Raw genomic sequence first — 20,079 nt, forward strand, 5'->3', positions numbered from 1 at the left:
ATCTCTTCCTGTTTCCCTGCCTGCTGAAAAGGCCCCGACCATGCGCTCCATCCCCATTATCTCCACGCTGGTCGTGCTCGCGGCTGTCGGCGTGATGATCGCGCTCGGTGTCTGGCAGCTGGAGCGCCGCGAGGAGAAGGCTGACCTGCTCGCGCACTATGCCAGCGCGGCAGGCCTCTCGCAGGAGATCGCGTGGCCCCGGGAAGGTCCGGGCGCACAGGTGCTCTACCGCCGTGCTCATCTCACCTGCACTGCCGTGACCGCGAGGAGCGCGGTGGCGGGCCGCAATCGCAACGACGAGACCGGCTTCGCGCGCACCGCCGCTTGCGCGCTGGCGGGCGGCGGCGAGGCGCGCGTGGTGCTGGGTTGGACCCGGCGGCCCGATGGCACGGGCACCTGGCAGGGCGGCGAGGTTCACGGCGTGATCGCACCGGGCCCGCGTCTGGTGGCCGACCCGCCGCTGGGCGGATTGGCGGCGAACGCGCTTCCCGACCCGTCCGATCTGCCCAACAACCACCTCTCCTACGCGGTCCAATGGTTCGCCTTTGCACTGACCGCGCTGGTCATCTACGCAATGGTCTTGCGCCGGAGGGTGCGTTCGTGAGCCTTGCGTTTCGTGGCCCCCGTTTCACAGCGGCATTGCCTTGCCGCCTCGCGGGCGCTAACCGCGCCTGCAAAGGCCGCGGGCACACCGGGCAGAACCACCGAGCAAGGTCCGTTTCGGCAGGCCGTATCCGACGAACAGGGAAGTCATGGACTACATCAGCACCCGCGGCAGCGCACCGGCGCTCGATTTCGAAGGCGCAACGCTGGCTGGCCTCGCCAGCGACGGCGGGCTCTACGTTCCGCGCGAATGGCCGCGTTTCTCCAAGGACGAGATCGCGGGCATGGCCGGGCTCTCCTACGCCGAGCTCGCCGCGCGGGTCATGGCGCCGTTCGTGGGCCAGAGCCTGACCTACGAGCGCCTGCTCGAACTCACCACCGAGGCCTATGGCCGATTCGCGCACAAGGCGGTGACCCCGCTCAAGCAGCTTGACGAGCAGCAGTGGGTGCTGGAACTGTTCCACGGCCCCACCCTCGCTTTCAAGGACGTCGCGCTCCAGCTGCTCGGCCTCTTCTTCGAGGAATTCCTCAGCCGTTCGGACCGCAACCTCACCATCGTGGGCGCGACCTCGGGCGACACCGGCTCGGCCGCGATCGACGCGGTTGCGGGCCGCGCCAAGGTGGACATCTTCATGCTCCACCCGCACGGCCGCGTCTCGGACGTGCAGCGCCGCCAGATGACGACGGTGCTCGCGCCCAACGTCCACAACATCGCCATCGATGGCTCGTTCGACGACGCGCAGGCGATGGTGAAGCGCATGTTCAACGATACTGCGATGACTGACCGCTTCGCGATCGGCGCGGTGAACTCGATCAACTGGGCGCGGCTGATGGCTCAGGTCGTCTACTACTTCGCCGCCGCGCTCCAGCTCGGCGCGCCCGAGCGCGAGGTCGCCTTCTCGGTGCCGACCGGCAACTTCGGCGATGTCTTTGCCGGCTACGTCGCGGCGCAGATGGGCCTGCCCGTCGCCAAGCTGGTGGTCGCCACCAACGTCAACGACATCCTGCACCGCGCGCTCTCGAGCGGCGACTACTCGCAAGGGACCGTGACGCCGACCGCCGCGCCCTCGATGGACATTCAGGTCTCCTCCAACTTCGAGCGCCTGCTGTTCGACCTTGGCGGGCGTGACGGCGCGGCCATGGCCGAGCAGATGAAGGGCTTCGAGGCGACCAAGGCGATGCAGCTTTCGAACGCGCAGCGCGAAGGCGCGGCTGCACTCTTCCAGTCGGCCCGTGCCGACCAGGACGAGATGGCCGAGACGATCCGCTGGGCCTGGGAGAACTGCGGCGAGCTGATCGATCCGCACACCGCCTGCGGCCTCTTCGCCGCGCGCACCGCCGGGATCGACGCCAAGACGCCCGTCGTCACGCTGGCGACCGCGCACCCGGCCAAGTTCCCCGAGGCGGTCGAGCGTTCGACCGGCCACCGGCCGAGCCTGCCCGCGCGCGTGGGCGACCTGTTCGACCGCGAGGAGAAGTGCACGAAGCTGGCGGGCGAATACGACGCCGTGGCCGAATTCGTCGCAGGGCTTGCCGCACCCAAGGTCTGAGGGCTAGGGCACAGCCCATGGCAACGCTCTTAACATCCCCCGTCCTGATGATCGGCGAAGGCTGGGACGACTACGGCCTCGTCGATTCGGGCCATGGCCGCAAGCTCGAACGCTATGGCGACCGCCGTTTCGTGCGGCCCGAACCGCAGGCGATGTGGAGCCCGCGCACCGAGACCTGGGACGCGGATGGCGAGTTCGTGCCTGGCTCGGACGAGGACGGCGGGGGCAAGTGGCAGTTTGACCGGGAAGTTCCGCGCGAAGGCTGGCCGCTTGCCTGGAACGAGGTGGCCTTCACCGCCAGCTGCACGCCGTTTCGCCATCTCGGCTTCTTCCCGGACATGGCGCCGGTGTGGGACTGGATGCGCGCGCAACTGGCCGGGCGCGACGATGCCGAGACGATGAACCTGTTCGGTTACACGGGCGTGGGCACGCTGGCGCTTTCCGCGCATGGCCGCGTCACCCACGTCGATGCCTCGAAGAAGTCGGTCGCGCAGGCGCGCGAGAACGCGGCGCTGGCAGGCCTTGAAGATCGCCCGGTGCGCTGGATGATCGACGATGCCGCCAAGTTCGCCGCGCGCGAGGTACGCCGCGGGCGCCGCTACGACGGCATCATTCTCGACCCGCCCAAGTTCGGCCGCGGCCCCGGCGGCGAGACCTGGCGCCTCGAAGAAAACCTGCCCGAGCTGCTGTCGAACTGCCGCCAGCTGCTCGATAGCGACAGCCGCTTCCTGTTCCTCACCGTCTACGCGGTGCGCATGTCCTCGCTCGCGCTGGCCGGGCTCATGGACGAACTCTTTGCAGACCTCCCCGGCACCATCGAACACGGCGACCTCTCCGTGCGCGAGGACGACGAAGGCCGCCTCCTCCCCACCGCCATCTTCGCCCGCTGGTCGAACCCGGCGTAGGGGAGGGGCACGTCCCTTGCCCTATCCGGCGGTCTGATCGAGCGCCCGTCACGTGGCCAAGAGAAGCTGGAAGAAACTGATTCCGAGGGCCATCGCCCTCGGGCTCCCGGAACTGTCGAACGCAGCTTTACCCTTCCATGGTCCTCTACGAATGATGGCCTCGTCTTCCTTGGGCCGGTAGACGACTATCCGCTTTAGAGCCAGGCAGCGGGGTTAGCTGACGCTCGCGCGGAGTCGGCAGCCGACCAGTTCCGTTCGTTCTCTGATCAGCCGATGAACAGCCGACCTCGTTGAAACCGGCCATCTTTATGGCGTCGTGATGACGCTCCCCACAGCCGACCGAAACTTCCTCGCGCAATTGCGCCGGTCTTTTTGGGCGGTGTGGTTGGAGACGTCTGTTCTGTTCCCCTCAATGGCGCAAGGATGCCGCCTAGAAATTGGTGTCCGTAAGTTATACCTACATCAGACCAATCAGTGCGGCATCAAACCTAGCCAAAGACGGCTTAAATTTGTAACCGCAGCCCTTTATAGATGAGCAGGAGAAAGCTGCATGGCTTCTACACCGATGCCTTCAGATACGATCATCGCTGAAGCCGCCCGTAGAATTCTGAAAGAGCAAAAAGGCCCGATCTATCTGTCTCGCCTCGGGCAGGACATGAGGAAGGAATTTGGCGCTGCTTTCAAGGAAGCCCTCGGCAATCGCTCATTAGGCGATTTTGTTGTTGAACATTGGGGCGATCAGTACGAGGTTTGGGGCAAAGGACCGCACAAACGGGTCGGGGTAGTTGGCAGCGCCAAGGATGACACGGAGCCGAAACCGAGGCAAAAATTTATCGATGAAGTGTGGGAGGCTTTTAGCTCCCCAATCTCTGAAGGTCTCACGCGTTGGATTGATTTAGGTCCACCTGTCGCCGTCTCAGAAAATCGAACCAAGCCGAATGAGCAATCGATAGAAATTCCTTCTGAATTTTTAATTTTATCCAGCCTTCCGCGCCAGAAGGCCAGTGACACTGCTGCATCTATTCGGAGATGGGCTAAAATAAATAACGTTTCGCTTGATCATTTAGAGGAACACGAGGGTCCCAAAGCGACTGCATTCACGGGCCACCATGCCAGCGCTATGGATGGCGTAGAGGTGGTTCGTAGAATGATCGCGCTGATCCCGGAAGGTGAGCGATCAGAATACCAACTGCCACTGAATCTACTCGGGCGCTTGCTTCTAGTTCGATAACCAAGTGACCCTGACGGCTGTTGTCTTAGGCGGATTTCCAAGCTCCGCCCTCGAAGCCATTCGAGAGCGGTTAGCGATAAGATTTCCTAGCTACTTGATCCGCGGCGCGGCAGCGCCGACGCGGCATGATCGGCTATGCCTGTATGACGCCGAAGAGATATCGAAGATAATGGATAGGGCTGCGGATAGCATATTCGGATCTTCTAAAAGGCCTCATGGATTTTGCCAAAATTCCCAGCGCGGTTGCCAAAAGAATGCCGGAGGAAAGTGCGAATTATCCCAGCATCAAGCATGCACACTCAATAAACCTGATAGATTTTACTTTATTTACCAAGAAGGTTTTAGGGTGGATGATCTCTTTAGGAAACTTGCCTTCTCATCGTTACCTCACCAAGTTCCACAATCCCTATATGGAAAGGCCGAGCAAAGTGCGACTTTCTGCGAAAATGCCATTTTAGAGCTTAACCAGAGAGCAGCACTTATTGAACGGCAGATTCGCTTTGGTTCGGCGCTTTTACTCCCGCCAAAAGCATTCGGCCGCAATGGAGCGGTGCGAGTGATGCTGGATCGGATTTCCAGTGGCAGCGACCCAACAAAGGAGCTTAGGAATTTCCGCCAAAATTATCGGGATAATGCCTCTCGCCAATTTGTTGGCCGATCTAACCTGGGCTTCAAGCCCGGCCAAGCCTCAGGCCTTCACGGTGCTCCCCACGACAATGAGAATACAAGCATTGCGCTTACCCGTCGATACCGTCTGGGCTGCAAGTACGACGGTAGCTTTCACTGGGACGTAGGGCCCATGGATGGCTCTCATTTGAACGGGGCATACCGCTTTGATACTCGCGACAAGGGCGTGGTTTCTCCGAAAGGGAAGTATGCCAACGTCCTTGTAGACGACTGCCTAAGGTAGGTTTGACCCCCCGCACTCAAAGTACGAGGGGTCCAAATCTTGTAGAGGATTTAACGCATTCCAGAGCGACGCTCTGTGTGACTTCATTGATCTGTCATAAGCGCTATTAACAGCCAACTTAGAAAAGGCATTCCGCTCATACCCCCTCTTAAGAACGTGCAGAAGCACAGCTTCGCACAGTTCGGGTATGAGCGTTTAGCCCACCGCGTAGCTCGCTATATGGGGGATGGGTACACAAATGTCAAACGCTCGCAAACACGCTCCGTGGTCGATGTCGCAAACCTAGCCGTAACTGATTGCCCGCTTCTAGGCTCAGCGAAATCGTTGTCGAACGCCCTGTAAGGGCGCGTTCACGCCCTGTTGCGGAGGGGCGTCCAGAATGCGAAATGCTACATCATGACAGTCTTCGCTCGCGCAATGGAAATTTTGCTCGTCTGCCTGTGGTTGGTAGGCGTTGGCGCTTGGATATATTCGGCGCGCTACTTTCTCCCAATGTGGGCCGAGAAATTTCGAGCGAACCCAAAGCACAGTGGCTATCCGCGTAAAGCGATAACGGGCGTAATGGTCTTTCTGGCCGCCGTGGCTTGCGCGTTTGCTGTTGGTGGACTGGCAGAACTTGATGGAGGTTGGAACTGAGGCACTTTGGCCCGTTCTGCCAGTGTCATTGGGCAACACCTAAAGCGGACAGGCCGCAGCCGATATCATCCAAATGCCAGCTAAGCGTCCTGCATGGGCGCATTTCCGCCGCATGTCCCTCTGAACACTCGCGCCAGGCTGCAATCCCGTCCAAACCTCACCGATTCCGGGAGTCCGAGGGCGTTGGCCCTCGGAAACTATCCTTCTTCCTGCCTCTCCCTCTGCGACTTGATCGCATGGTAGGCCGCCTCGCGCGCTTCGGGTGCGAGGGAGAGCAGGTAGCGTTTCGCCTCCTGGAAGGTCAGCAATTCGCGCCCGTCGACGCAGATCGGCGTTGTGCGGGCGTTGAACAGGCGGGCGAGCAGGCGGCGCTGCGGGCGCGGGAGCGTGGTGTCGTTTGCGGGGGTGTCTTCGGGGGTGGTCATCGCATTAAGTCCTGTCACAGCGGCGCGCTCTATGCCAACAGGGCGCGCGATCAAGCCTTATCGAAAGCACACCATGGCCCGCAAACGCCGCAATGACTGGGAATTGGACGACGAGACCGAGGAAGAGGCTGCGCCGCCGCCCGACTGTTGGTTGTGCGGGCGGGTGACCGGGGCGGAGATCGTTTGGCATCATCCCATTCCCAAGAGCCGGGGTGGCAAGGACACGGTGCCGATGCACCCGATCTGCCAGCGGACGATCATCACCCACTTCACCAACTCGCAACTGGAGCGTTTCGGGATGGAGGCGCAGGGGCTTCTGGACGATCCGACCATTGCCAAGTTCGTCGCGTGGGTGGCCAGGAAGGACCCCGATTTCAACGCGCCGATCACGAAGAAGAAGCGCTAGAGCATTCTCCAATCAGGTGATGCAACCTGACTGGAAAATGCTCTAAGGGGCGCCATGACCGATTCGCTTATCCTTGAAGTCGCGGACTTCGAACAGGACGTCCTCACCGGGATCTACTCCGAAGAGACCGGCAAGCCGCAGCCGCTGCGCTTCACGATTTCTGTCGCTCTGAAGCCGGCGGCGCACTACACGCCCGACACCCCGCTCGAGGCGAGCAAGAACTACATGGACCTGAAGTTCGCGGCCTCGGGCGCGATTCCCGAAGGCGTCCACTTCACGCTGATCGAGGCCGTGGCCGACCATGTCTGCGACACGCTCTTCCTGCAGGACGCGCGGATTACCGCGGTTACCGTCAAGATCGTCAAGCTCGCGATTGCCGAGGCGGGCGAGAAGATCGGCATTACCCTGACCCGGCACCGCCGCTAAGGGCATGGGCATGGGCGAGCTGCTCTATGTCGGCCCGCTGGCCGAGGATCCGCTTGAGGCGTCGAGCGATTTTCACGCGCGTGTCCTGCCCGGCGTCGAGCTGACACTGGGCGGCGGCGCGGACCCGCTGACCCTGGTGTTTGAACCTGCGGGCGCGGATCACCGCGCCTGGCGGCTCGCCACCGTGCAGGGGCTCGCCCGCCGTTATGCCCCCTCGCGCGTCAACGCGGTGGAGACCGACAGCATGGAGGCGCTGACCGCGACACGGCAGTGGCTGGAGGGCGTGCAGGCGATCACGGGCCAGCTGTTCGCTCTCGATGGTAATGGTGCCATGTCAATGGTATGACGGGGCGGATGACCTCAGCTGCTCCCCTTGTCGACCAGTTCCAGCGCCGGATCACGTACCTGCGCCTTTCGGTAACCGATCGGTGCGATCTGCGCTGTTCCTATTGCATGCCCGAACGCATGACCTTCCTGCCGCGCAAGGACGTGCTCAGCCTTGAGGAACTGCACGAGCTCTCGCTTGGCTTCATCGCGCGCGGCATCCGCAAGATCCGCCTGACCGGCGGCGAGCCGCTGGTGCGCCGCGACATGATGGAGCTGGTCCAGGCGCTGGGGCGCAAGATCGGCGACGGGCTGGATGAACTCACGCTCACCACCAACGCCACGCGGCTGGCCGAATTTGCCGATGGCCTCGCGGCCGCCGGGGTCAAGCGCGTCAACGTCTCGCTCGACACGCTCGACCGGGAGGGGTTCGCCGCTCTTTCGCGCCGCGATTCGCTGCCGCAGGTCCTCGAAGGCCTGCAGGCCGCGCGCGAGGCGGGGCTTTCGGTGAAGCTCAACACGGTCGCCCTGAAGGGCATCAACGAGGCCGAGATCCCCGACATCATTGCCTGGGCACATGGACAGGGCTTCGAGATCACGCTGATCGAGGTGATGCCGCTGGGCGAGGTGGAGGAAGACCGCTTCGACCACTATCTTCCGCTGCTGGCCGTGCGCGAGGACCTGGAAAAGCGCTGGACGCTCCAGCCCAGCGAGCACCGCACAGGCGGTCCGGCGCGGTACTTCGATATTGCCGAGACCGGCGGGCGCTTGGGCCTCATCACCCCGCTCACCCAGAATTTCTGCGAGGGCTGCAACCGCATCCGCGTAACCGCGACGGGCCAGCTCTATGCCTGCCTTGGCGGGAACGAACAGGTGGACCTGCGCGCCGCGCTGCGCTCGGACGCGCCTGACCGGGCGCTTCAGGACGCGCTCGACACCGCCATGCGCATCAAGCCCGAACGCCATCACTTCGCCATCGAGGAACCGGGCGCCGCGCCAGCGCTTTCCCGTCACATGTCGATGACCGGAGGATAAGGCGAAGATGGCGCTCAACATGGTGTTTCTGGGCAAGCTCGAAGACGTGGCGGGCTGCGGCGCGCGCGAAGTGGAACTGGCTGGCACGCTCGATGAAGCGATCGACAGCCTGGGCCCCGAACTGGCCAAGGCGCTGCGCGAACCGCGCGTGAAGCTCGCCGTCAACGGTATCCTGCTTCAGGACCGTGACGCACCGGTGCTGCGCGACGGTGATGTAATCGCCTTCCTGCCCCCGGTTTCGGGCGGATGAGCGCAGAGCCGACCCGCAGCGACGTCCGCCTCCTGACGCAGGCTTTCACTCCCGGCGAGGAAGTGGACCGCTTTACCCGCGCCCATCCCGCAGCTGGCGGCATCGTCAGCTTCCTGGGGCAGGTGCGCGAAGGCGGTGGGGTCGAGGCGCTGGAACTCCAGCATTACGAACCGCTTACCCTTCCCGCGATGGAGGATCTGGCCGCCCAGGTGCGCGGGCGCTGGCCTCTCGACGGGCTCCTCATCCTGCACCGCAGCGGCGAGATGGCGCCGGCCGATCCCATCGTGCTGGTCGCCGCGGCCGCACGCCACCGGCGCGATGCCTTTGCTGCGGCCGACTTTGCGATGGACCACCTCAAGAGCCAGTCCTGGTTCTGGAAGCGCGAGAAGGTGGATGGCACCTGGCGCTGGATCGAACCGCGCGAGGAAGATTTCGAGGATATCGCCCGCTGGGACAGCGCGGCGGCTGAATAGAAGGCGCAAGCCAGCAAGAAGGCGGATTTTCAAGGGGCCATCGCCCCTTGACCCCGGAATCGGCGACCTCAGCTTTCTCTGCACCCACAGCTTGCGGAAGGAGAGCGCACGGGTCGGATGATTTGTGAGGGGCTTTGCCCCTCCATATGCGAGAGGCCAACCTGTCCCCCTTGCGCCAACGCGGCGGGAGACAGCCGCGCTGGACAGTTCGGGGAGCCCGAGGGCGATGGCCCTCGGAAATTCTTCTTGTGATCGTGATCGATTTGTCGCTGCGAGGCATTTGCGCCGAAATACGCAAACTTGATCCGCATCAATTCCCCCCCTTCAAAGCCATGGCAAGCCATCCTTCAGGCCCTGCACGAGACTGTCTGAGGGTACATGGTCTTCTCGTCGCTGGAGTGTGCGCGCCTCGTCATGGTGGCAGCGCACCGCCGGTCGGGACCTTTGCGGTTTTGACCACCTGATCCTGGAATGCCGGTGCCGGGGGGCTTGCAGGCGTTTTGCGGATCAGGCGTTCGGGAACCCCTTCTCGCCTGTGCGGGGAGGGGTTTTCACGTTTTCCGGGCTCTTGATCCGGTGGCGATCAGCCCGCGAGGCGTGCAGAGAGGCCCTCGATCACCGAATCCTGTCCCGAGATGATTTCGCTGACCGTATCGCGCGCGGCGGCGATCGATTCGGCCTTGGGCGAAAGGGCGAGCGGGGCCTCGTCGCGCGCATCGACATAGAGCTGGTCGAGTTCGGCCAGCGCGGTCATCGCGTGCGAGCGGTGGCTCTCGAGCGCGGCGAGCGCGATCTGGGCTGCACTCCACGAATCGCTGGTGCGCCCGCCCGCCGCGGCGACCGCGCGCTGGGCCCTGTTCCTTTCATCCGCAAACTGGCTGTCCGCGGTGCGCGCCATCGCGACCAGGCCGTCGAGGCGAGTCGCAAGGTCGGCGCTGGCGGCGGGCAGCTGGGGCGTTTCGGCTTCCTCGGCCTTGCTCGGGCGCGCGCGCATGTTGCGTTCGACCTCGCGGATCGAGAGCGAGGGATAGTCGCGCGTGCTGGCGCACCCGGAGGAAAGAAGAGCCACCGCAAACGGCAGGGCAAGCGCAGCAGGGCGCGGGAAACGGCGGATGAAGCGGGCAGGGCGCGTGGTCATGACGCCGCTCATAGCACGCGCGCGCACGGGATCGACAGCGAATCGCTTGGCGCTCCACGCGTTTCGTGCAAAGGAGCGCGCGATAGCGGGCGCCATGGTGGCGTCCGGTTGGAAAGCCTCGGGCGCCTTTTCGCATATGAGAAGGCGCAGGAGAGCCGACTCTTTCGGTTGACACGAATCGTCGTGTGCCCTAACGGCTCGCTCTCTTTCCGGCATCGCGCATTCAGATCCTCGATTTGCAGCGTGTATGTCGGTGCGTCGCCCGCAAGGCTTCCCACGGTTCTTCGTCGGACCAAAGCGGCCGGGGCAAAAACATTGTTTCGGCTCGTTTCGGGCACACACGAGATTAGGTAAGGGCACCATGTTCGCAGTAGTGCGCACGGGCGGCAAGCAGTATCGGGTTGCCGCCGGAGACAAGATCGCGGTTGAAAAGCTGGCTGGTGAAGCTGGCGAGACCATCACGCTGGGTGATGTTCTGATCGCAGGCAAGGACGGCGATGTCGTCGACGCGTCGAAGGTTTCGGTTTCGGCCGAGATCATCGCGCAGGCCAAGAGCGAGAAGGTCATCGTCTTCAAGAAGCGTCGCCGCCACAACTATCGCCGCAAGAACGGCCACCGCCAGCAGCTTACGCTGCTTCGCATCACCTCGGTCGGCTAAGCGCCGGATTTCGAAAGGAAAACGAGATGGCACATAAGAAAGCAGGCGGCTCGTCGCGTAACGGCCGCGACTCCGTTGGCCGCCGCCTTGGCGTCAAGAAGTTCGGCGGTCAGGAAGTGATCGGCGGCAACATCATCATCCGTCAGCGTGGCACCAAGGTGTACCCGGGCGTCAACGTCGGCATGGGCAAGGATCACACCCTGTTCGCGCTGACCGAAGGCCGCGTACGCTTCCACGATGGCAAGCTCGGCCGCAAGTACGTGTCGGTCGACGCTGCGATGGCTGAAGCCGCCGAATAAGCGGATGGTCGCCATAGGGGCCATCCGGACAGGATGGCCCTGCCGAACCTTGTAAGGTTTCGGCTGCACGAGGGAGAGGGCCTGGCCTGTCTCCCTCTTTGCATGTCTCCCTCATTTCATCGCTTCGGTTGACCGGCACGGCCGGCGACGGGGCTCGAACCTCCGGGATCGCTGTGCACCTGTGGATGCGGCGTAACCGGGTTGTCACGCGCAGCGCCTAAGCGGCCCCGCGCGGGGCTGATGAATGGAGAGAGACAATGTTTCTTCGCAGCGAACGGCTGTTCCTGCGGCCCGGCTGGGCCGAGGACCGGGACGAACTCTATGCCGCGATTGCGGATCCTGAGGTCGTCTGCAACCTGGCGTCCGCCCCCTGGCCCTATGCGCCGGGCGATGCCGCGCGTTTCCTGGCGCGCCCGGCCGAACACGGCCTGCCGACCTTCCTCATCACGCGTCCGGACCTTCCCGGCGCCCCGATCCTGGGCTGCATTGGCCTTGCCCATCTCGGTGACGGGGCGGCGCAGAGCGACGGCGTCGAGCTCGGCTACTGGATCGCCCGCGCCCACTGGGGCAAGGGCTATGCCAGCGAGGCGGCGCGCGGGGTCCTCTCGCTCGCCCGTACGCTGGGCCACACCCGCCTTGTCGCCAGCCACTTCATCGACAATCCCGCCTCGGGCGCGGTCCTGCGCAAGGCCGGTTTCCGGCCGACCGGACGCCTTGTCGAGCGCTACAGTTCCGGCCGGGGCGAGAGCGCGATGGCGCTCGAGTACACGCTCGCGCTGGAAGATGGGGGCTCGGACGGGGACGCGGGCGATGCAGGCATGGTCCGCAAGGCGGCCTGAGACCCGCTCTCGGTCCTGTGCGAATCGGGTGGTGCGATCGCCCCTGCGATTCGCCGCCTGAAGGCAATCCGCAGGGCACCGGAGCCACCTGCTGTCGTGTTCTTAATGTCCAGACTTCAGACCCTTTACGGCAGGAGCGAAGGTCTTTTGCGCAATTTCCGTGCAATGTGAGTTGGGGTGTTGCATAAGGGCGGTTGCGGAAAAGAAAAAACGACGGAGAGACGTACGATGTTCATCCGCACGGAGAGGTTGTTTCTGAGGCCCGGCTGGCCGGAGGATCTCGAGGATATCTTCGAGGCTCTCAATTCCGATGCCGTGCCCCGTACACTGACTGTGCCCGGGTTGCCCCGGTCCCTTGGTGAGGTGCGCGCGCTGCTGGAAGGCGAGCGTGATCAGCGCCTGCCCCAGTTCATGATCTATCTGCGGGCGCCGGGAGGGGCGCGCCTGGTGGGTCATATCGGCCTTGTGGCCGGGGAGCGCGGCGAAGTGGAGCTTGTCTACTGGATCAAGGGCCGGTTCTGCGGCCTGGGCTTCGCCCGCGAGGCGGTGCGGGCCATGCTCGACCACGCCCGCGCGCTGGGCCACCACCGGATCGTGGCTTACGAACCGCTCGACAGCGAAAGCGACACGCGCGTTCTGCTTGCCGCAGGCTTCGAGGACAGCTTCCGGATCGAGGAGCGCTTCAGCGCGGCGCGCGGGGAAGCCGTTGCGGTGCGCTGCTACGAGGCGGCGCTCGAATGGCGGGCAATGCCCCCGCTCGGCCGGGTTGCCTACGAACGCAGCAGCGCGCAGCCGCTCAGCGCCTGAAGACGGGGACAGATTCAAGGGGCCATCGCCCCTTGACCCCGGACACGGCAACCTCAGCTTTCTCAGCGCGCGCAGCTTGCGGAAGGTGAGAACACGGATCGGATGATTTGTGAGGGGCTTTGCCCCTCCATATCCGCGAACGCGGCGAGAGACAGCTGCGCTGGACAGTTCTGTCTTACTCCGCCTCGTCCTTGGTCAGTTCCATCCAGCCCGGGACGGCTTCGGGGGGGATGTCCGCGACGCGCAGGTGGTCGACGGCAAGGCCAAGGTCGGTGTAGGCCGCGCGGCGGCGTTTCTCGTTCGAGTTTTCAAGCGGGACCACCACCAGGCGGCGGTTGATCTTCTGGCGCCAGTTCATGCGCGCGGTGTTTTCCTGCCCGACGTAGCAGCCCTTGGTGAAGCTGACCCCGTGCAGTTCGGTCGCGTTGCATTCGAGCCAGAGCAGTTCGCCATCGCCCAGTTCCGCACGCCCCTCGCACACGCCGTGCTTGAGACGATGCGCGCGCCAGGCTTCGTCCGCGCCGGTCACGATATCGTCCGGGTCGTTGGGGTCGAAGGGGGCGATCCACCGTTCGCCCAGCGCGGAGAGGCGCGGGTCGGAGGCCGCGCCGTCGCCGGTGTGGGGGCGCCAGTGGACGACGAGGTGATCCTCGCGCGCGATGTCGATGGCGCGGCGCAGGCGATACATCGAGAGGCGCTTCACCAGCGCGTCGGCGACATTCGCCTCGCAGTCGATCAGGAGGTCATCGCCCGAGGGCCAGACCAGGAAATCGAACAGGACCTTGCCTTGCGCTGTAAGCAGGCCGGCCCAGACGGGCAGCGATCCCTTCACGTCGGAGGTGACGAGCCCCTGCAGGAAGGCGGCGACGTCCTCGCCGGTGTCGGGGCGGGCGGAAAGCCGGATCACGGCTCGGTCGAACAGTCGGGTGGCGCTCATGTCTGAGCACATGGGGAGATTGCGCCCAAGTGCAAGATCCCAAGGTGCGAATCAGGCCGTGCTGGCGGCGTGTTCGGCAAGGCGCGTGCGCAGTTCCTCCAGGACCCACAGCGCGGCGGGGCCGGGCCGGTTGTCGCGCCGCCACAGCGCGAGGAGGTGGTAGGACATCATCCGCCGCTCGGGCAGGTCGAGCGCGACGAGCGTGCCATCGGCAAGGTCGCCGCGCACCGCATCGCGCGGCATCGAGCCCCAGCCGATGCCTTCGCGCAGCAGCGCGTGCTTGGCGCCCAGATCGGCAAGGCGCCAGGTGTGCGGGCTCATCACAGCGAAATCATGGCCCTGGGTCAGCGTCGAGCGGTCGGTAAGGACAAGCTGGAGGTGGCGGCGGGTGTCGCCCGGAGCGATACGGGCCTGCTGTGCGAGCGGATGCGAGGGCGCCGCGACCGGCACCATTTCCACCGCGCCGATCACCTCGCGTTCGAAGTCGCCAAGCTGGGGCAGGTCGGGCCCGGCGATGGCGAGGCTGGCGCGGCCCTCGATCAGCGAGGCGGCCACCGCGCCCAGCGCCTCGATGTGAAGGCGCAGCGGCACGCGCGGGTAGCGCTCCTGGAAGGCGCGTAGGAGGGGCGCGAGGACTTGTCCGGGCACCATCACGTCGACCGCCAGCGCGAGTTCGGCCTCCAGCCCCTGGCGCAGGCTGCGCACGCGGGCGAGCAGCGCCTCGCTGTCCTCGCGGATGATCTGCATGTCGGCCAGCAGGGCCCGTCCATTCTCGGTCAGCACGGGTTTGCGCGAGCCTTCGCGTTCGAACAGCACCAGATCGAGCTGGGCCTCGACTTGCGCCACGGCATAGCTGACGACCGAGACCGCGCGCCCCAGCTTGCGCGCAGCGCCTCCAAAGCTGCCCTCCTCGACGACCGCGAGGACGATGCGCAGGTGGTCGAGACTGGGGGTTACCAAGTTAGGCATTCAAGATCCTTGAACATTTCTATCTATTTTATCGCAATTTTCCGATCAAATGAAAACGCCTATCTGGGACGGGACACGCGAAAGCGCCCCTCCCATCGATCCTGGGGCCCTTCGGTTCGCAAAAAGGTCCGCAAGAGCCCTTCAAGGGCCGGACCGCCCTTTCGAGGGGCCGCCGCAGGATGGGACGGCGGCCTCTTCGCCCCAGGAGTTGAATAGCATGATCGAGCTGCGTCCCTTTGCGGGGCTCGGAGCGGCCAACCATGGCTGGCTCGATGCCCACCACCACTTTTCCTTTGCGAATTACCACGATCCCGCGCGCACCAACTGGGGGCGCCTGAGGGTCTGGAACGATGACACCATCGCGCCGCAGACGGGCTTTCCCCCCCACCCGCACCGCGACATGGAAATCGTCACCTATGTGCGCAAGGGCGCGATCACCCACCAGGACAACATGGGCAACGCAGGCCGCACGGTCGCAGGCGATGTCCAGGTGATGAGCGCGGGCACCGGCATCCAGCACGCCGAATACAACCTGGAGGCCGGGGAAACCCAGATCTTCCAGATCTGGATCCTGCCTGACAGCCGCGGCGGGGCGCCTGACTGGGGCACACGGCCTTTCCCGAAGGATGATCGCGCCGGCCGCTTCGTGGCGCTTGCCAGCGGGCAGGACGGCGACGGTGACGCGCTGCCGATCCGCGCCGATGCGCGGGTGCTGGGCGCGACCGTTCCCTTTGGCGAAACCACGCGCTACGAGGCCGCGCCGGGCCGCCATCTCTACCTGGTCTCGACGCGCGGGCGCATCCGCGTGGCGGACGGGGCAGCGGGCGGCGAGGCCGTGGAGGCTGAGGCGCGTGATGGCGTTGCGATCACGGGCCTTTCCAGCCTCACGGTAACCGCGCTAGAGGATGCGGAAATCGTCCTGGTGGATGCCGCCTGACGGTTTTGGCGAAGGTTGCCAGCGCGCCGACTCTCTCGGCGCGCTAGTGGCCTTTGCTGTCCTCTCTTTCGCCTCTCTCCCATCCCGATTGCCAAGGATATCCCGACATGACTGCCCAATCGCTCGGACGCACCGCCCACGCCAAGGTCGAGAAGCTGATCGTCGATCGCTGGTCGCCCCGCGCCTTTGACGGAAGTGCAATCCCCCAGGAAGACCTCGACGTGATCTTCGAGGCGGCCGGTTGGGCGCCCTCGGCGTACAACGTGCAGCCCTGGACGTTCCTCTACGCGGTCAAGGGCGATGCCAACTGGGACCTGTTCCTCTCGCAGCTGATCGACTTCAACAAGGGCTGGGCGCAGAGCGCTTCGGCGCTGGTCTTTGTCGTCTCGGACACGCAGATGCGCTCGGAGAAGGGCAACTCGGACAACTACAGCGCCAGCTTCGATGCGGGCGCGGCGTGGATGGCCGCGGCCCTGCAGGCGCAGGCGCTGGGCTATCACACCCACGGCATGACCGGCATCAAGTTCGGTGAAGCCGAAGCGGCACTCGGCGTTCCGGCCGACCACCGTCTCGAAGCGGCCTTCGTGATCGGCAAGATCGGCGACAAGGCGACGCTTCCCGACTACCTGCAGGACCGCGAGGCGCCGGTCGGCCGCAAGGCCGCCAGCGAGATCGCGCGCGCGGGCACGTTCGCCTGACGGCTTGATCCGGCAGGCACCCCGGCACCTGCCAACCACCACCATCACCGGCGGGCTTGCGAACCGGGTCCGGTCCGTGCGCGATCTTCCTCTAAAGGTCGGCGCGCGGGCCGGGCCTTTTCGCATGGGCTCAGAACGCGACCTTGACCCCGACCATGACCCGGTTGCTGACCATGCCGTTGGGCAGCCCGTACGAATCGACGTGGACGTCGGCCTCGATGTTCTCGGTCAGCTTGATCGCCGCGCGCGGCGGGCCGGTTTCGGAAGGCGCGAAGTCCTGCGCGCCGGCTATCGTGCCGAGGCGCTCGGCCTCGGGATCGGGGGCGCAGACCACGATCTCGCCGGGCCGGGAGGCAGGCGCACAGCGCCGCTGTACCGCGCTGAAATCGATTGTGTTTTCTTCAGTGCCGAGGTCCGCAAGATCGAAGTTCTGCGCGGTGCTCTCCTGAGAGAGGGCCGGCGGGGCAGGCGCGGGCTCGGCGAGGGGCATGGGCGCTCCTGTTGGACAGATGTGCAGGGCAAATTGCCGTCCAATTGGGGCCGAAAGAGGGCGGTTTGGCGCTCTCGCGCCTTGCGCGCCCTGCGCACCGGTCCTAGTTCGACGTGCATGACCCCCGCCTTCACGCGCGGGACCCCAAGACAGAAGAGGCGCAAGCGACATGACTGACCCGGCTGACATGGCACCCGAACTCGTACTTTCCGGCGGCACCGTGCACACGCCCAGCGGTTCGGGCGTGGCGGACGTCGCCGTGCGCGGCGGCAAGATCCTGGGCGTGGGGTCCTACCCGGATGCCGCGCGCCGCATCGACTGCACCGGGCTCGACGTGCTGCCCGGCGTCATCGACAGCCAGGTCCACTTCCGCGAGCCGGGCCTCGAACACAAGGAAGACCTCGAGAGCGGTGGCCGCGCGGCGGTCATGGGCGGCATCACCGCCGTCTTCGAGATGCCCAACACCAACCCGAACACCGATTCGGTGATGCGCATCCAGGACAAGCTCGACCGCGCCTACCACCGCATGTACTGCGACCACGCCTTCTACGTCGGCGCGACCGCCGAGAACGCGCCCGAGCTGGCCGATCTGGAGCGCATTCCGGGCACCGCGGGCGTCAAGATCTTCATGGGCGCCTCGACCGGCAACCTGCTCGTCGCGCACGACCCGGAACTGGCCCGCGTGCTGGCCAGCGGCACGCGCCGTGTGGCGATCCATTCCGAGGACGAGGACCGCATGAACGCGCGCAAGGGCGAGCGGGTCGAGGGCGATCCCTCCAGCCACCCGGTCTGGCGCGACGATGAGAGCGCGATGCTCTCCACCAAGCGCATCCTGCGCCTGGCCCGCGAAGCCAAGCGCCCGATCCATATCCTCCACATCACCACGCCCGCCGAGCTGGAGCTGATCGCGCAGCACCGCGACATCGCGACCTGCGAGGTGACCCCGCAGCACCTCACGCTCTGGGCCGAGGACGCCTACCCGCGCCTGGGCTCCTACGCGCAGATGAACCCGCCGATCCGCTCCAAGGCGCACCGCGACGGGCTGTGGCACTGGCTCCAGCAGGGCGTGCCCGACGTGCTGGGTTCCGACCACGCGCCCCACACCAAGGAGGAAAAGGCCAAGAGCTATCCGGCCAGCCCCTCCGGCATGCCCGGCGTGCAGACGCTGCTCCCGCTGATGCTCGACCATGTCGCCAAGGGCAACATGACGCTCGAGCGCCTGATCGACATGACCTCCTCGGGCGTGCAGCGCGTCTTCGGCCTTGTCGGGAAGGGCCGCATCGCGACCGGCTATGACGCCGACTTCACCGTGATCGACCGCAAGGGCTCCTTCACCATCACCGAGGACTGGCTGGAAAGCCGCTGCGGCTGGTCGCCGTTCACCGGCATGGAGCTGGAAGGCCGCGTCGTCGGCACCATCGTGCGGGGCCACACCGCGATGTGGGAAGGCCAGCTGGGCGAGCGCGCGCAGGGCGAACCGCTGCGCTTTGCAGGCGCGCTCTAAGACTCAGGCTGCCTTTGCTCTTACTCCTGCGCGCGTCCGCTTGCGGCGGCGCAGGAGGTCGAGGCTGAACAGCGCGATTGCGCTCCAGATGAAGGCGAAGCACACGATCTGGGTCGTGCGCACCTCTTCGCGAAAGACAAAGACGCCCAGCAGGAAGACCAGCGTGGGCGTGACGAACTGGACAAAGCCCAGCGTCGAATAGTCCATGCGCCGCGCGGCGATGGCGAAGAGCAGCAGCGGCAGGCCGGTGAACACCCCGGCCAGCGCCAGCAGGCCGTCGGTGGTGAGCGATTGCCCCAGGCTCGACCCCGCAGGTGACAGCGCCTGGTTCATGACGATGGCGATCCCCGGGATCAGCAGGAAGAGCGATTCGACCGCGAGCCCGGGCAGCGCCTCCACGGCCACGCGCTTGCGCAGAAGGCCATAGCAGCAGAACGAGAGGCTGAGCCCCAGGCTCACCCACAGCATCGTCAGCGCGTTGAAGGCGAGGATGGCGACCCCCAGCGCGGCAAGCGCCACCGCGCCCCACTGCAGGCGCGAGAGCCGCTCCTTCAGGAAAAGCGTGCCCGCCAGCACGTTGAGCAGGGGGTTGATGTAGTAGCCGAGACTCGCGGCAAGGACGTGGCCGCTCTGCACCGCCCAGACGTAGATCGTCCAGTTGGCCCCGATGAACAGCGAACTGGCCGCGAGGATGCCCAGCTTGCGCGGATTGCGCAGGGCCGTCAGCACCGCGCCCACGTTGCGCCGCCACAGCACCAGCACCGCGCAGAAGGGCAGGGTGAAGACGATCCGCCAGCCCACCATCTCGAACGCGGGTACATGGCGCAGCGCCGCGAAGTAGAGCGGGAACAGGCCCCAGAAGACATAGGTCCCCAGCGCATAGGGCAGGCCGCTGGCGGGGCTTGGGGTGGGGGCGGTCATCGGGGGGACTTTCGAGGAGGGGCAAGCAGGGGGCCAGAAGAATAGGGAAGGAAGGACTTTTTCAAGGGGGCATTGCCCCTTGACCCCCGAATTGGCGACCTTGCCTTTCTCCGCCACCGTTGTGGGGGGAGGGTGAGCTCGGCCGTTTGGGCCGCGGCCCGCCCCTGGAATCGTATCATTTCGTCGCAAAAGCGGAATCTGACGGCGCCGTTGCACTCCGTTCAGCTTCGATGCCCTAAACCTGAATGCGTACCGCGGATAGGCCCCCGTCCACCGGGCCCGGGTCCCGCAATCGAGGAGAACACCGATGCACGCATTCTTCAAGGCAACCGCGCTGGTGGCGGCGAGCGCCAGCATCGCCACCGCCGTTCCCGCTTCGGCGGCCATCCAGAGCCACGCCGCGCAGCCCGTGCCTGTGGCGCTTAGCGCGTTCGAGGTGAACCAGGCCGATACGCAGAGCTATGGCCGCGACCGTTACCGCTATTCGCGCGAGGACCGCCGCCGGGGTTATGGCCGCACCAACTACCGCGGCTACGACCAGCCCCGCCGCGTGTGGCGCGGCAACAACGGGCGTTACTACTGCGAAAAGAAGGACGGCACGACCGGCCTCCTGATCGGCGGTGCGGCAGGCGCGCTCCTGGGCCGTGAGATCGACGGCGGGCGTGACCGCACGCTCGGCACGGTGCTCGGCGCGGCGGCAGGCGCCCT

General features: G+C 65.2%; 25 protein-coding genes. 19 read left to right on the plus strand and 6 right to left on the minus strand.

Annotated elements, in window-relative coordinates; genetic code table 11:
* Positions 1-40: 40 nt before the first annotated feature.
* From MTR65_RS16555 to MTR65_RS16575, 5 genes are all read left to right on the plus strand, one after another.
* A complete protein-coding gene (locus tag MTR65_RS16555) occupies positions 41-604 on the plus strand; it encodes an SURF1 family protein (protein ID WP_243802166.1) in 564 nt (187 codons plus the stop codon).
* Between the two features lie 148 nt (positions 605-752).
* Positions 753-2,153, plus strand: a complete 1,401-nt coding sequence (thrC, locus tag MTR65_RS16560) for a threonine synthase (protein WP_243802168.1) — start codon at positions 753-755, stop codon at positions 2,151-2,153.
* Between the two features lie 17 nt (positions 2,154-2,170).
* Positions 2,171-3,058 (plus strand): class I SAM-dependent methyltransferase, encoded by an 888-nt coding sequence (locus tag MTR65_RS16565; protein WP_243802170.1) that lies wholly within the window; start codon positions 2,171-2,173, stop codon positions 3,056-3,058.
* Positions 3,059-3,608: 550 nt separating this feature from the next.
* Positions 3,609-4,289: an OST-HTH/LOTUS domain-containing protein gene (locus tag MTR65_RS16570; protein WP_243802171.1), complete on the plus strand. Its 681-nt coding sequence runs from the start codon at positions 3,609-3,611 to the stop codon at positions 4,287-4,289.
* Positions 4,290-4,635: 346 nt separating this feature from the next.
* Positions 4,636-5,199 (plus strand): hypothetical protein, encoded by a 564-nt coding sequence (locus MTR65_RS16575; RefSeq protein WP_243802173.1) that lies wholly within the window; start codon positions 4,636-4,638, stop codon positions 5,197-5,199.
* Between the two features lie 833 nt (positions 5,200-6,032).
* On the opposite strand, the gene MTR65_RS16580 is transcribed toward MTR65_RS16575, so the two are convergent.
* A complete protein-coding gene (locus MTR65_RS16580; RefSeq protein ID WP_243802174.1) occupies positions 6,033-6,260 on the minus strand; it encodes a hypothetical protein in 228 nt (75 codons plus the stop codon).
* 73 nt (positions 6,261-6,333) lie between these two features.
* On the opposite strand from MTR65_RS16580, the gene MTR65_RS16585 reads away from it, so the two are divergent.
* From MTR65_RS16585 to MTR65_RS16610, 6 genes are read left to right on the plus strand one after another with little or no spacing between them, the layout of a single operon-like run.
* Entirely contained in the window at positions 6,334-6,666 is a 333-nt protein-coding gene (locus MTR65_RS16585) for a hypothetical protein (RefSeq protein WP_243802176.1), read from the plus strand.
* 54 nt (positions 6,667-6,720) lie between these two features.
* Positions 6,721-7,092: a dihydroneopterin aldolase gene (locus MTR65_RS16590; protein WP_039390294.1), complete on the plus strand. Its 372-nt coding sequence runs from the start codon at positions 6,721-6,723 to the stop codon at positions 7,090-7,092.
* A 10-nt stretch (positions 7,093-7,102) separates the two neighbouring features.
* On the plus strand, positions 7,103-7,438 hold the full coding sequence (locus MTR65_RS16595; protein ID WP_243802177.1) for a Rossmann fold domain-containing protein: 336 nt from the start codon (positions 7,103-7,105) through the stop codon (positions 7,436-7,438).
* A gap of 8 nt (positions 7,439-7,446) precedes the next feature.
* A complete protein-coding gene (moaA, locus tag MTR65_RS16600; RefSeq protein WP_243802179.1) occupies positions 7,447-8,451 on the plus strand; it encodes a GTP 3',8-cyclase MoaA in 1,005 nt (334 codons plus the stop codon).
* 7 nt (positions 8,452-8,458) lie between these two features.
* A complete protein-coding gene (locus MTR65_RS16605; protein ID WP_243802181.1) occupies positions 8,459-8,701 on the plus strand; it encodes a MoaD/ThiS family protein in 243 nt (80 codons plus the stop codon).
* A complete protein-coding gene (locus MTR65_RS16610; RefSeq protein WP_243802182.1) occupies positions 8,698-9,174 on the plus strand; it encodes a molybdenum cofactor biosynthesis protein MoaE in 477 nt (158 codons plus the stop codon). Before MTR65_RS16605 ends, MTR65_RS16610 begins: the two co-directional genes overlap by 4 nt.
* 583 nt (positions 9,175-9,757) lie before the next feature.
* On the opposite strand, the gene MTR65_RS16615 is transcribed toward MTR65_RS16610, so the two are convergent.
* On the minus strand, positions 9,758-10,312 hold the full coding sequence (locus MTR65_RS16615; RefSeq protein WP_243802184.1) for a hypothetical protein: 555 nt from the start codon (positions 10,310-10,312) through the stop codon (positions 9,758-9,760).
* Between the two features lie 361 nt (positions 10,313-10,673).
* Here MTR65_RS16615 and rplU point away from each other — a divergent pair, with 361 nt between their 5' ends.
* The 4 genes from rplU to MTR65_RS16635 all read left to right on the plus strand — a co-directional run bounded on the left by rplU (position 10,674) and on the right by MTR65_RS16635 (position 12,915).
* Entirely contained in the window at positions 10,674-10,970 is a 297-nt protein-coding gene (gene rplU / locus MTR65_RS16620; protein ID WP_039390312.1) for a 50S ribosomal protein L21, read from the plus strand.
* Between the two features lie 26 nt (positions 10,971-10,996).
* Entirely contained in the window at positions 10,997-11,269 is a 273-nt protein-coding gene (rpmA, locus tag MTR65_RS16625) for a 50S ribosomal protein L27 (protein ID WP_226637721.1), read from the plus strand.
* A 257-nt stretch (positions 11,270-11,526) separates the two neighbouring features.
* Positions 11,527-12,108: a GNAT family N-acetyltransferase gene (locus tag MTR65_RS16630; protein ID WP_243802186.1), complete on the plus strand. Its 582-nt coding sequence runs from the start codon at positions 11,527-11,529 to the stop codon at positions 12,106-12,108.
* 228 nt (positions 12,109-12,336) lie between these two features.
* Positions 12,337-12,915 carry a GNAT family N-acetyltransferase gene (locus MTR65_RS16635; protein WP_243802187.1) on the plus strand — a complete coding sequence of 193 codons (579 nt, stop codon included), beginning with the start codon at positions 12,337-12,339 and terminating at the stop codon, positions 12,913-12,915.
* A gap of 175 nt (positions 12,916-13,090) precedes the next feature.
* Here the strand turns inward: MTR65_RS16635 and ygfZ are convergent, their stop codons facing one another.
* Positions 13,091-13,852 carry a CAF17-like 4Fe-4S cluster assembly/insertion protein YgfZ gene (gene ygfZ / locus MTR65_RS16640; RefSeq protein WP_243802189.1) on the minus strand — a complete coding sequence of 254 codons (762 nt, stop codon included), beginning with the start codon at positions 13,850-13,852 and terminating at the stop codon, positions 13,091-13,093.
* A 51-nt stretch (positions 13,853-13,903) separates the two neighbouring features.
* Positions 13,904-14,821 (minus strand): LysR family transcriptional regulator, encoded by a 918-nt coding sequence (locus MTR65_RS16645; RefSeq protein ID WP_243802191.1) that lies wholly within the window; start codon positions 14,819-14,821, stop codon positions 13,904-13,906.
* A gap of 217 nt (positions 14,822-15,038) precedes the next feature.
* Here MTR65_RS16645 and MTR65_RS16650 point away from each other — a divergent pair, with 217 nt between their 5' ends.
* Together MTR65_RS16650 and MTR65_RS16655 are read left to right on the plus strand one after the other, a co-directional pair.
* Positions 15,039-15,758, plus strand: a complete 720-nt coding sequence (locus tag MTR65_RS16650) for a pirin family protein (protein WP_243802193.1) — start codon at positions 15,039-15,041, stop codon at positions 15,756-15,758.
* Positions 15,759-15,865: 107 nt separating this feature from the next.
* Positions 15,866-16,456, plus strand: coding sequence for a nitroreductase family protein (locus MTR65_RS16655; RefSeq protein ID WP_226637710.1), 591 nt, complete (start codon positions 15,866-15,868; stop codon positions 16,454-16,456).
* A gap of 130 nt (positions 16,457-16,586) precedes the next feature.
* Here the strand turns inward: MTR65_RS16655 and MTR65_RS16660 are convergent, their stop codons facing one another.
* A complete protein-coding gene (locus MTR65_RS16660) occupies positions 16,587-16,946 on the minus strand; it encodes a hypothetical protein (RefSeq protein ID WP_243802194.1) in 360 nt (119 codons plus the stop codon).
* 169 nt (positions 16,947-17,115) lie between these two features.
* Between MTR65_RS16660 and MTR65_RS16665 the strand changes: the two genes are divergently transcribed.
* A complete protein-coding gene (locus MTR65_RS16665) occupies positions 17,116-18,450 on the plus strand; it encodes a dihydroorotase (RefSeq protein WP_243802196.1) in 1,335 nt (444 codons plus the stop codon).
* A 3-nt stretch (positions 18,451-18,453) separates the two neighbouring features.
* On the opposite strand, the gene rarD is transcribed toward MTR65_RS16665, so the two are convergent.
* Positions 18,454-19,371 carry an EamA family transporter RarD gene (gene rarD / locus MTR65_RS16670; RefSeq protein WP_243802198.1) on the minus strand — a complete coding sequence of 306 codons (918 nt, stop codon included), beginning with the start codon at positions 19,369-19,371 and terminating at the stop codon, positions 18,454-18,456.
* Positions 19,372-19,678: 307 nt separating this feature from the next.
* Between rarD and MTR65_RS16675 the strand changes: the two genes are divergently transcribed.
* The coding region (locus MTR65_RS16675) for a glycine zipper 2TM domain-containing protein (protein WP_243802199.1) at positions 19,679-20,079 on the plus strand (401 nt) is incomplete at its 3' end.

Source organism: Novosphingobium mangrovi (assembly GCF_022818885.1).
In the GTDB taxonomy this organism is placed as follows: domain Bacteria; phylum Pseudomonadota; class Alphaproteobacteria; order Sphingomonadales; family Sphingomonadaceae; genus Novosphingobium; species Novosphingobium mangrovi.

Excerpts from the sequence above, each read along its gene's own strand:
- MTR65_RS16590 (WP_039390294.1), top strand. The coding sequence starts at position 6,721 with ATGACCGATTCGCTTATCCTTGAAGTCGCGGACTTCGAACAGGACGTC.
- MTR65_RS16645 (WP_243802191.1), bottom strand. The coding sequence starts at position 14,821 with ATGCCTAACTTGGTAACCCCCAGTCTCGACCACCTGCGCATCGTCCTC.
- MTR65_RS16570 (WP_243802171.1), top strand. The coding sequence starts at position 3,609 with ATGGCTTCTACACCGATGCCTTCAGATACGATCATCGCTGAAGCCGCC.
- rplU (WP_039390312.1), top strand. The coding sequence starts at position 10,674 with ATGTTCGCAGTAGTGCGCACGGGCGGCAAGCAGTATCGGGTTGCCGCC.
- MTR65_RS16665 (WP_243802196.1), top strand. The coding sequence starts at position 17,116 with ATGACTGACCCGGCTGACATGGCACCCGAACTCGTACTTTCCGGCGGC.
- MTR65_RS16580 (WP_243802174.1), bottom strand. The coding sequence starts at position 6,260 with ATGACCACCCCCGAAGACACCCCCGCAAACGACACCACGCTCCCGCGC.
- MTR65_RS16630 (WP_243802186.1), top strand. The coding sequence starts at position 11,527 with ATGTTTCTTCGCAGCGAACGGCTGTTCCTGCGGCCCGGCTGGGCCGAG.
- rarD (WP_243802198.1), bottom strand. The coding sequence starts at position 19,371 with ATGACCGCCCCCACCCCAAGCCCCGCCAGCGGCCTGCCCTATGCGCTG.
- MTR65_RS16655 (WP_226637710.1), top strand. The coding sequence starts at position 15,866 with ATGACTGCCCAATCGCTCGGACGCACCGCCCACGCCAAGGTCGAGAAG.
- ygfZ (WP_243802189.1), bottom strand. The coding sequence starts at position 13,852 with ATGAGCGCCACCCGACTGTTCGACCGAGCCGTGATCCGGCTTTCCGCC.
- MTR65_RS16555 (WP_243802166.1), top strand. The coding sequence starts at position 41 with ATGCGCTCCATCCCCATTATCTCCACGCTGGTCGTGCTCGCGGCTGTC.
- MTR65_RS16605 (WP_243802181.1), top strand. The coding sequence starts at position 8,459 with ATGGCGCTCAACATGGTGTTTCTGGGCAAGCTCGAAGACGTGGCGGGC.
- MTR65_RS16635 (WP_243802187.1), top strand. The coding sequence starts at position 12,337 with ATGTTCATCCGCACGGAGAGGTTGTTTCTGAGGCCCGGCTGGCCGGAG.
- MTR65_RS16565 (WP_243802170.1), top strand. The coding sequence starts at position 2,171 with ATGGCAACGCTCTTAACATCCCCCGTCCTGATGATCGGCGAAGGCTGG.
- MTR65_RS16610 (WP_243802182.1), top strand. The coding sequence starts at position 8,698 with ATGAGCGCAGAGCCGACCCGCAGCGACGTCCGCCTCCTGACGCAGGCT.
- MTR65_RS16595 (WP_243802177.1), top strand. The coding sequence starts at position 7,103 with ATGGGCGAGCTGCTCTATGTCGGCCCGCTGGCCGAGGATCCGCTTGAG.
- rpmA (WP_226637721.1), top strand. The coding sequence starts at position 10,997 with ATGGCACATAAGAAAGCAGGCGGCTCGTCGCGTAACGGCCGCGACTCC.
- thrC (WP_243802168.1), top strand. The coding sequence starts at position 753 with ATGGACTACATCAGCACCCGCGGCAGCGCACCGGCGCTCGATTTCGAA.
- moaA (WP_243802179.1), top strand. The coding sequence starts at position 7,447 with ATGACCTCAGCTGCTCCCCTTGTCGACCAGTTCCAGCGCCGGATCACG.
- MTR65_RS16660 (WP_243802194.1), bottom strand. The coding sequence starts at position 16,946 with ATGCCCCTCGCCGAGCCCGCGCCTGCCCCGCCGGCCCTCTCTCAGGAG.
- MTR65_RS16585 (WP_243802176.1), top strand. The coding sequence starts at position 6,334 with ATGGCCCGCAAACGCCGCAATGACTGGGAATTGGACGACGAGACCGAG.
- MTR65_RS16650 (WP_243802193.1), top strand. The coding sequence starts at position 15,039 with ATGATCGAGCTGCGTCCCTTTGCGGGGCTCGGAGCGGCCAACCATGGC.
- MTR65_RS16615 (WP_243802184.1), bottom strand. The coding sequence starts at position 10,312 with ATGACCACGCGCCCTGCCCGCTTCATCCGCCGTTTCCCGCGCCCTGCT.